Here is an 8,956-nt window from a genome sequence, read left to right on the forward strand (position 1 = left end):
GGCGCTTCGTGCATGCGGGGTCAGGCGGTGGCGTCCTTGGCCTGCGCGGCCAGGAAGCGGACCACGTCGGCGCGGCCCTCCTGGACGTAGCGCTTGGCCGCCGGGGGAGCGGGGGTGCGCTCGAGCCAGGCATCGACCTTGGCCAGCAGCTCGGTGGAGGCGAGCGCCCGCGGGAAGGCGAACTCCAGAGCCGTGGAGGCCTTGTGGGTGCCCAGGTGCTCCCACAGCGTGTCGGCAGCCTCGAGGTAGCGGTCCACGTAGGGCGCCAGCACGGCGTCCTGCCCGGACGGCGCGAAGGCCAGGATGATCGAGCGGTGCGTCTCGTTCGGGGTGTCGGTGCGCACGAACCCGGCCTCCCAGGCCTCGGCCTTGGCCTCGGCGGTGGGCTGCAGGGCACGGGCCGCCGCCGCGTGCTCCTTGCCGGAGATGGTGTTGTCCGCGGCCAGCTCGTCGGCGATCCGCGTGCCGGCCCGGTCGTTGCGCGCCAGCCCGGAGATCAGCGTCCAGCGGAGGTCCTGGTCGACACTGAGGCCCTCGACGACCAGGGTGCCGTCGAGGATCGCCTCGAGGTCCGCCAGGGCGGCCTCGCTGTGCGCCGCGGCGGCGAACGAGCGGGCGAAGGTGAGCTGGTGGTCGCTGCCGCCCTCGGCGTCGAGGAGCAGCGCGCGCAGGCCCTGCTCCCACTCGGCCTTGAGCGCAGCCCGGTTGCCCGGGGCGGCCATCAGGTTCACGGCCTGAGCCGCGGAGACGGGAATCCGGGTGACGCCCCAGGCGTCGGTCTCGGCGCCGATGTTGGCCAGCACCAGGTGCACGAAGTCGGTGGCGCTCATCTCGGCGTCGCGGGTCATGTCCCAGGTCGCGCCCCAGCACAGGGCACGGGCCAGGGAGTCCTCCAGGGTGGAGAGGCCGGCGACGACGGTGGCCAGCGAGCGCTCGTCGAGACGGATCTTGGCGTAGGCCAGGTCGTTGTCGTTGAGCAGCAGCAGGGCGGGCTGCTGCTTGCCGACGAGCTCGGCGATCTCGGTGCGCTCGCCCTCGACGTCCACCTCCACGTACTCGCGACGCACCAGGGCGCCGTCGACCTCGTCGTAGAGGCCGATGCCGAGACGGTGACGGCGCAGCGTCGGCCAGTCGGGGTGCGCGCTCTGCGCGACCGCGAACGAGGCGTAGTTGCCGTCGGCATCCAGCTCGAAGGAGGGGGAGAGGGTGTTCACGCCGGCGGTCTGCAGCCACTCCGCGGCCCAGCCCTTGAGCTCGCGACCCGAGGACTTCTCCAGCGCGGCGAGCAGGTCCTCGAAGGTGGCGTTGGCGTAGGCGAACTCCTTGAAGTACGCACGCAGGCCCGCGATGAACGGGTCCAGGCCGACCCAGGCCACCAGCTGCTTGAGCACCGAGGCGCCCTTGGCGTAGGTGATCATGTCGAAGTTGACCTCGACGGCCTGCAGGTCGTAGTTGTCCGCGGCGATCGGGTGCGTGGAGGGCATCTGGTCCTGGCGGTACCCGGTCTGCTTGCGGGCGTTGGCGAAGCCGGTCCACGAGTCGGTGTACTCGGTGGCCTCGACCTCGGCGTGGTAGCAGGCCCACTCGGCGAACGACTCGTTGAGCCAGAGGTCGTCCCACCACTTCATGGTGACCAGGTCGCCGAACCACATGTGCGCCATCTCGTGCAGGATCACCGAGCAGCGGAACTCGTAGAACGAGCGCGGCTGGCGCGAGCGTGGCAGGTACTCGTCGCGCAGCGTCACGCAGCCGGCGTTCTCCATCGCGCCCATGTTGTACTCGGGCACGTAGAGCTGGTCGTACTTCTCGAACGGGTACGGGAAGTCGAAGGTCTCCTCGAAGAACGCGAAGCCGGCCTTGGTCAGCTTGACGACCTCGTCGCGGTCGAGGAACTCGACCAGCGACTGGCGGCAGAAGTGACCGAGCGGGATGGTGCCGTACTTGCCCTCGTAGACGTCCTGCACCTCGTGGTACTCACCCGCGACCAGCGCGGTGATGTAGGTGGACATCCGCTTGGTGGCCGGGAACCGCCACTGCGCCTTGCCGTCACCCAGCTGGGTGGGCTGCGGGGTGGGCGCGTTGGAGACCACCTTCCAGTGCTCGGGTGCGACCACGTTGAAGGTGAAGACGCTCTTCAGGTCGGGCTGCTCGAAGGTGGTGTAGACGCGACGGGCGTCCGGCACCTCGAACTGGGAGTAGAGGTAGACCCGGTCGTCGGCGGGGTCGACGAACCGGTGCAGGCCCTCGCCGGAGTGGCTGTAGGTGCAGTCGGCGCGGACCACCAGCTCGTTCTCGAGGGCGAGGCCGTCGAGCTGGATGCGGCTGTCCGCGTAGACCTCCGCCGGGTCGAGGCTGCGACCGTTCAGGGTGATCTCGTGGATCGTCGCGCCCACCAGGTCGGCGAACGTCGCGGCACCCGCCTCGCGGCTGGTGAACCGGATCGTGGTGGTCGAGGCGAACGTGGTCTCGGACGTCGTCAGGTCCAGGTCGATGGTGTAGCCGACGACGTCGAGCAAGGCGGCGCGGGTCTGCGCTTCTTCGCGAGTGAGATTGGTTCCAGGCATGCCTTGCATCCTGTCACCGGGGTAGTGAGTGATCCAATCGTTACGGGCGAGGAGTTTTCCTGGAGATCGTTCACCTCCCGTCCGCGTCGCGCTCGCCGGGGGCTTGCCTGGCGCTTGCCGCCCGCACGCCTGCGGTTGATCGGATCTGCCGGGTGAGGACAGCCCCGCGCTGTCGATCCGAACCCCTGGGAGCTGACCTGATGAAGACCCGTGACTCCGCCGTGCTCGGCCTCTGCCTGCTGGTGGGCGGTGGCGCGCTGACCGCCCTCGCCCTCGGCCCGGCCGCGGCCGCCGACGACGTTCCGCTGGTGGGGGCCAGCACGTCGTGGCGCTACCTGCAGGACGACACCTTCCCCGGCGGCGCCGAGCCGCTGTCGTGGACCCTGCCGCAGTTCGACGACGCCGCATGGCTGAGCGGCAGCGGCACCTTCGGCGGAAAGATCAGCGGCGGCGTCCAGTCGCCGGCCTACGACGCCGCCAACACCGCCACCACCCAGCTGGAGCTGAACGCGCCCGGCGCCAGCACCCGGGTGCGCACCTACTTCTTCCGTGCCGACTTCGAGCTGACCGCCCAGCAGATCGCCGACATCGCCGTGGTCCGCGGAACCCTCAAGTTCGACGACGGCGCCGTGGTCTACGTGAACGGCCAGGAGGTCGGCCGCCACGACGTCGCGCCGGGCCTGGAGGGGCTGAACTACGCCCCCGGTGGCTCCACCAGCATGGACAGCCTGAACCTGGCGTTCGGCCCCGAGGTGCTGGTGCCGGGCACCAACACGATCGCCGTCGAGGTGCACAACGACCGCGACAGCAGCTCGGACATCTGGTTCGGCCTCGACTCGCTGGACGCGTTCGGCGCCGAGAGTGCCGGCATCGCCCCGACCCGGATCATCCTGACCCCGACCGAGGACCCGTCCACCAGCCAGAACGTCACCTTCCAGGGCGGTGAGCCCGACGACGTCCGGGGCAGGATCCAGTTCCGCGCTGAGGGCGGACCGATCCGCGCCGTCAACGCGCCGATCCAGCCGAAGGCGGCCAGCAACGACTACGGCCACTTCTCCGGCACGCTGACCGGGCTCAAGCCGGCGACCGAGTACCAGTACCGGGTCGCGGCGGACGGCGTGTGGAGCGAGTGGCAGCAGTTCACCACCGAGGACCCGGACGCCACCGACTTCAGCTACCTCTACTACGGCGACGCCCAGATCGGGCTCAACACCACCTGGCCCAAGGTGGTCCAGCAGGCGCTGGCGAAGGCCCCGGACGCCGTCGGCTCGGTGCACGCCGGCGACCTGATCGACACCGGCGGCAACGACGCCCAGTGGCAGGACTGGTTCACCGGCATGAAGACCGCCGCCGCGACCACCAACGTGATGGCGGCGCCCGGCAACCACGAGTACTCCGGCGACAAGCTGCTGACCTCCTGGAAGGCGCACTTCGAGTACCCGCACAACAACCCCAACGAGTCGACCATCGGCGACCTCGCGCCGCTGGCGGTGGGCGACACCCCGGTCGCGAAGCAGTACCGCGCCTTCTTCGACCACTGGAGCGACTTCGCCGCCGAGACCGTCTACTTCACCGACTTCCAGGGCGTCCGGTTCATCACCGTCAACGCCACCCGGGACTCGACCTTCCTGACCCCCGACAGCCTGCCGGCCTGCACGGGCGCCGACTGCCCGGCCGCGAACGTCTCCGCGCTGTGGACCCAGTACCAGGCCCAATGGCTCGACTACGTGCTTGCCAACTCCGAGTCGAAGTGGAACGTGGTCACCTTCCACCAGCCCGTCTACTCGACCTCCGCCGGCCGTGACGAGAAGGTGCTGCGCGACTACTGGGTGCCGGTCTTCGAGAAGCACGACATCGACCTGGTGCAGATGGGCCACGACCACACCTACGCCCGCGGCTACAAGAACACCACCGCCACCGACGTCGCCGGGCGCACCGACGGGCCGGTCTACATCGTCTCCAACTCCGGTGCCAAGCACTACGACCTGGAGACCGACGCCAAGAACGTGTGGGTCAACAACGGCGCCACCCAGGTGCAGAAGGCCCAGGACGTCACCACCTACCAGGTGATCGACGTCAGCAAGGACACGCTGACCTACCGCTCCTACATCGCGGAGATCAACGGCTCCGGCACCTACTACCGCAACGGCCAGCTGCTCGACGCCGCGCAGTTCGAGGTGGGCGACCTGTGGGACGAGTTCACGGTCTACAAGACCGACGACGGTCGCAAGGCCGTGCAGGAGGCCGGGATGGCCGCCCCGGAGTTCGAGGACCTGACCCAGGCTCCCGAGCTGACCACGCAGCCCCAGGCGCTGGTCAAGGCGACCCACGGTGACGACGTCACGCTGACCGTGGCCGCACAGGCGGACGGCGAGCTCTCCTACCAGTGGCAGCGCCGTCCGCTGGCCGGTGGCACCTGGCAGGACCTGCGTCGTGAGGACGAGACCAGCCTGCTGCTCGAGCACGTCACCCCGGCCACGGCGCGCTACGAGTACCGGGTCGCGGTCGCCAACGGCGCCAAGACCGTGCACAGCGAGGCCTCGCGGATCCAGGTGAGCAAGCGCAACGCACGGATCACCGTGGCCAAGGCCGATCTCAAGCGGGGCAAGGTCGCCACCGTGAAGCTGCGCGCCGACGTCAGCGGCCGGGTCCAGCTGGTGCTCACCCACGGAGCCACCACGCGGCTGAAGTCGGTCAAGGTGACCGCGGGCAGGACGGTCACCGTCAAGCTCGGGAAGCTCGCCAAGAAGGGTGGCCCGAAGAAGGCGTCCCTCGCGCTGACCCTGCTCGCCGACGACGAGGGCTACGCCGTCACCCGCAAGGCCCAGAAGGTGGCCCTCAAGCGCTGACCCGGCGCGACCAGGCACACTGATGCCCATGCCGAGCGGAGACCTGCGCGAGACGGTCGCGGTCTTCGCCCGGCTCGGCGTCGTCGCCTTCGGCGGCCCGGTGGCGCACATCGCGATGATGCGCGAGGAGCTGGTGCGCCGCCGCGGCTGGGTCGACGACCAGCGCTTCGTCGACCTGATCGGTGCCACCAACCTGATCCCCGGGCCGAACTCCACCGAGCTGGCCATGCACCTGGGCCACGAGCGGGCCGGCTGGCGCGGGCTGGTGGCCGCCGGCGTCTGCTTCATCGTGCCGGCGGCGTCGCTGGTCACCCTGCTCGCCTGGGCCTACGTCCACTACGGCTCCACCCCCTCGTTCACGGCACTGCTCTATGGGGTGGTGCCGGTGGTGCTGGGCATCGTGGTGCACGCGCTGGTGGGCCTGGTGCCCACCGTGCTGGCGGCGCCGTGGCGGGTGCTGCTGGCGGTGCTCGCGCTGATCGCCTTCCTCGCCGGCGTCAACGAGCTGCTGATCCTGGCCGCCGGGGGAGCGGCGGCCGGGCTCAGCGCCGTGCGGCTGCGCGGCTCGGCGGCCGGGCTCGCGCTCCCGGTGTGGTGGCTCGGCGGCGACACCGGGGAGCTCTCTCAGCTCTTCTGGACGATGCTGAAGATCGGCGCCGTGCTCTATGGCAGCGGGTACGTGCTGCTCGCCTTCCTGGAGGGCGACTTCGTGGAGCGCCTCGGCTGGATCACCCAGCAGCAGCTGCTGGACGCCGTCGCGATCGGCCAGGTGACGCCGGGACCGGTCTTCACCACGGCCACCTTCATCGGCTACCTGGTGGCCGGGCTGCCGGGGGCGTTCCTGGCGACCGTGGCGATCTTCGCGCCGTCCTTCCTCTTCGTCGGGTTGCTGACCAAGATCACCGATCGGCTGCGCAGCCGGGCGTGGACGGCCCGGGCCCTGGACGGCCTGAACGCGGCCGCCTTCGCGCTGATGCTGGGCGTGACCGGGGAGCTGGCCCGCGGTGCGCTCGTCGATCCGGTCACCGTGCTGCTCGCGCTGGCAGCGGTGGCGGCGCTGCGCTGGACGACGCTCAACAGCGCCTGGCTGGTGGGCGCCGGAGCCGTCGTCGGCCTGCTCTGCGGGTTGGGCTGAGCGGCCGCGTCAGGAACAAGGCAGGGCCGGTGATGGTTGGCTGATGACATGACTGCTGAGAAGAACCACGCCGACTTCTGGTTCGACCCCCTGTGCCCGTTCGCCTGGATCACCTCACGCTGGATGCTCGAGGTCGAGCAGGTCCGCGACGTCGAGGTCCGCTGGCACGTGATGAGCCTGGCCTACCTGAACAAGGACAAGGAGATCCCCGACTCCTACCGGGAGATGCTGGCGCCGGCCTGGGGCCCCGTCCGGGTGCTGATCGCCGCGCAGGCCGAGCACGGGGACAAGGTCCTGCTGCCGCTCTACGACGCCTTCGGCGAGCGGATCCACCACCAGGGCCGCTCGATCGACCGCGCCCTGATCGCCGAGGTGCTGGCCGACGTGGGCCTGGCCGCGGAGCTGGTGGAGGCGATGGACGACGCCAGCCTGGACGAGGCGGTGGCGCGCTCGCACCACGAGGGGATGGACAAGGTCGGCGACGACGTCGGCACGCCGACCATCCACATCAACGGGGTGGGCTTCTTCGGCCCGGTCCTGGGCAGCATCCCGCGCGGCGAGACGGCCGGCCGGATGTGGGACGGCGCCGTCGCGCTGGCCGAGTACCCGGAGTTCTACGAGCTCAAGCGCAGCCGTACCGGGGGACTCGACTTCTCCTGACGCCCAGGCGCTCCGCTGCCTGGAATGCAAGCACCGACACGCCGTTTTCACGAATATCATGGAACTACATCGTTGAAATTAGGGCCCCGCCATAGCGTGTCGGTGCTTGACATGGGCATACTGACGCCTCGTGAGGCAGATGTTACGGGTGTTACCAAGTGTGCTTGTTGGGGTCTTGCTTGCCGTGATGCTGCCGGCGACCACCCCACCGGCGTCCGCGACCAACGTGTACCTGTGCAAGGGCTACGACGCCTGCGCGAAGGCGGGCTACAGCCACGCCGGGTACAAGAGCGCAGGCTCGAAGATGTGGTGGCAGATGTACTCCGGCCACAACTGCACGAACTACGCGGCCTACCGGGTGATCCAGAACGGCTACTCGTCCAAGCGGCCCTGGACCGGGTCGGGCAACGCCACCAACTGGGGCGTGGCGATGAAGTCGATCACCGACTCCAGGCCCGCCGTCGGGGCGATCGCCTGGTGGAAGGCCAACACGCCGGGCGTCGGCAGTGCCGGGCACGTCGCCTACGTCGAGCGGGTGATCTCCTCCTCGGAGATCGTCATCTCCGAGGACAGCTGGGGCGGTGACTTCTCCTGGCGCCGGATCACCACCGCCAGCAATCGCTGGCCCAGCGGGTTCATCCACTTCACCGACCGGGAGCTGGCCAACACCAGGACGCCGTCGATCAGCGGCACGCTGCAGGTCGGGCAGACGCTGAGCGCCAACTACGGTCGCTGGGACAACTCGCCCAGCACGTACGCGGCCCAGTGGTTCGCCGGCGGCGTGGCGATCCCGGGCGCGACCAAGCCGACCTATGTGGTCACTCCGGACGTGCGCACCAAGAAGCTCACCCTGCAGGTCACCGCCACCCGCACCGGCTACCAGAGCGCCACCGCGGTGAGCGCCGCGACCGCGGCGGTCGGCTTCGGCCAGTTCGAGGCGGTCAAGCCGCCGGAGATCACCGGCGCTGCCGAGGTGGACGAGGTGCTCAGCGTGGATCCGGGCACCTGGTCCCCGTCGCCGAGCCTGTCCACCGTCCAGTGGTACGCCAACGGTGCCGAGATCCCCGGCGCCACCGCCTGGGACCTGCCGCTGACCCAGCAGCAGATCGACGCCCAGATCACCGCGAAGGTCACGGCCAAGGTCTACGGCTACAAGCTGACCAGCACCACCACCGCGCCCACCGAGAAGGTGCTGGCCGGAACGATCGAGATCGCGAAGCCGTCCAGCGTGGTGGGGAAGCCACGGCTGGGGGCCACGCTCAGCGCCTCGCCGGGCACCTATGCCCCGGCGGACGCCACCGTCGTGCACACCTGGTTGCGCAACGGGGTGGCGGTCGGCACCGGTCCCAGCTACAAGATCGGCGCCGCCGACCTGGGTGCGGTGATCTCGCTGCGGACCGACCTGACCCGGGCCAAGTACCGGGCGGCCAGTGAGCAGGTGGCGCTCGGCGGTCCGGTGACCGTGAAGCCGGTGACGAAGGTCGCGACCGTGGGGAAGCGGAAGCGGGCCGTCGTCAAGGTGAAGGTCTCCGCCGCCGGTGCGCCACCGATCAACGGCCGGGTCCGGGTGCGGGTGGCCGGCAAGCTGCAGGAGGTGCGCCTGGTCAACGGGTGGGCCCGCCTGGTCTTCACCCCGGTCGCCCCCGGCGTCCGCAAGGTGGCGGTGCGCTTCCTCGGCGCGGGGCCCTACCTGGTCTCCGGTCGTGCGACCACGGTGAAGGTCCTCAAGTAGTCGCCCTCGACGGGGG

The 8,956-nt window shown here is 69.9% G+C and carries 5 protein-coding genes; 4 read left to right on the forward strand and 1 reads right to left on the reverse strand.

What is annotated here, in order from left to right:
* Positions 1–20 precede the first annotated feature (20 nt).
* Positions 21–2,564 carry an aminopeptidase N gene (gene pepN, locus ABD151_RS16490; protein ID WP_343995883.1) on the reverse strand — a complete coding sequence of 848 codons (2,544 nt, stop codon included), beginning with the start codon at positions 2,562–2,564 and terminating at the stop codon, positions 21–23.
* Positions 2,565–2,764: 200 nt separating this feature from the next.
* Between pepN and ABD151_RS16495 the strand changes: the two genes are divergently transcribed.
* The 4 genes from ABD151_RS16495 (at position 2,765) to ABD151_RS16510 (ending at position 8,940) form a co-directional block, all read left to right on the forward strand.
* Positions 2,765–5,413: a fibronectin type III domain-containing protein gene (locus ABD151_RS16495; protein WP_343995884.1), complete on the forward strand. Its 2,649-nt coding sequence runs from the start codon at positions 2,765–2,767 to the stop codon at positions 5,411–5,413.
* A gap of 28 nt (positions 5,414–5,441) precedes the next feature.
* Positions 5,442–6,548, forward strand: coding sequence for a chromate efflux transporter (gene chrA, locus ABD151_RS16500; protein WP_343995885.1), 1,107 nt, complete (start codon positions 5,442–5,444; stop codon positions 6,546–6,548).
* A gap of 48 nt (positions 6,549–6,596) precedes the next feature.
* Positions 6,597–7,208 carry a mycothiol-dependent nitroreductase Rv2466c family protein gene (locus tag ABD151_RS16505; protein WP_343995886.1) on the forward strand — a complete coding sequence of 204 codons (612 nt, stop codon included), beginning with the start codon at positions 6,597–6,599 and terminating at the stop codon, positions 7,206–7,208.
* A gap of 187 nt (positions 7,209–7,395) precedes the next feature.
* Positions 7,396–8,940 (forward strand): CHAP domain-containing protein, encoded by a 1,545-nt coding sequence (locus ABD151_RS16510; protein WP_343995887.1) that lies wholly within the window; start codon positions 7,396–7,398, stop codon positions 8,938–8,940.
* Positions 8,941–8,956 lie beyond the last annotated feature (16 nt).

Source organism: Nocardioides dubius, from assembly GCF_039528155.1.
GTDB classification, from domain to species: Bacteria; Actinomycetota; Actinomycetes; order Propionibacteriales; family Nocardioidaceae; genus Nocardioides; species Nocardioides dubius.

Excerpts from the sequence above, each read along its gene's own strand:
- ABD151_RS16495 (WP_343995884.1), top strand. The coding sequence starts at position 2,765 with ATGAAGACCCGTGACTCCGCCGTGCTCGGCCTCTGCCTGCTGGTGGGC.
- ABD151_RS16510 (WP_343995887.1), top strand. The coding sequence starts at position 7,396 with ATGCTGCCGGCGACCACCCCACCGGCGTCCGCGACCAACGTGTACCTG.
- chrA (WP_343995885.1), top strand. The coding sequence starts at position 5,442 with ATGCCGAGCGGAGACCTGCGCGAGACGGTCGCGGTCTTCGCCCGGCTC.
- pepN (WP_343995883.1), bottom strand. The coding sequence starts at position 2,564 with ATGCCTGGAACCAATCTCACTCGCGAAGAAGCGCAGACCCGCGCCGCC.
- ABD151_RS16505 (WP_343995886.1), top strand. The coding sequence starts at position 6,597 with ATGACTGCTGAGAAGAACCACGCCGACTTCTGGTTCGACCCCCTGTGC.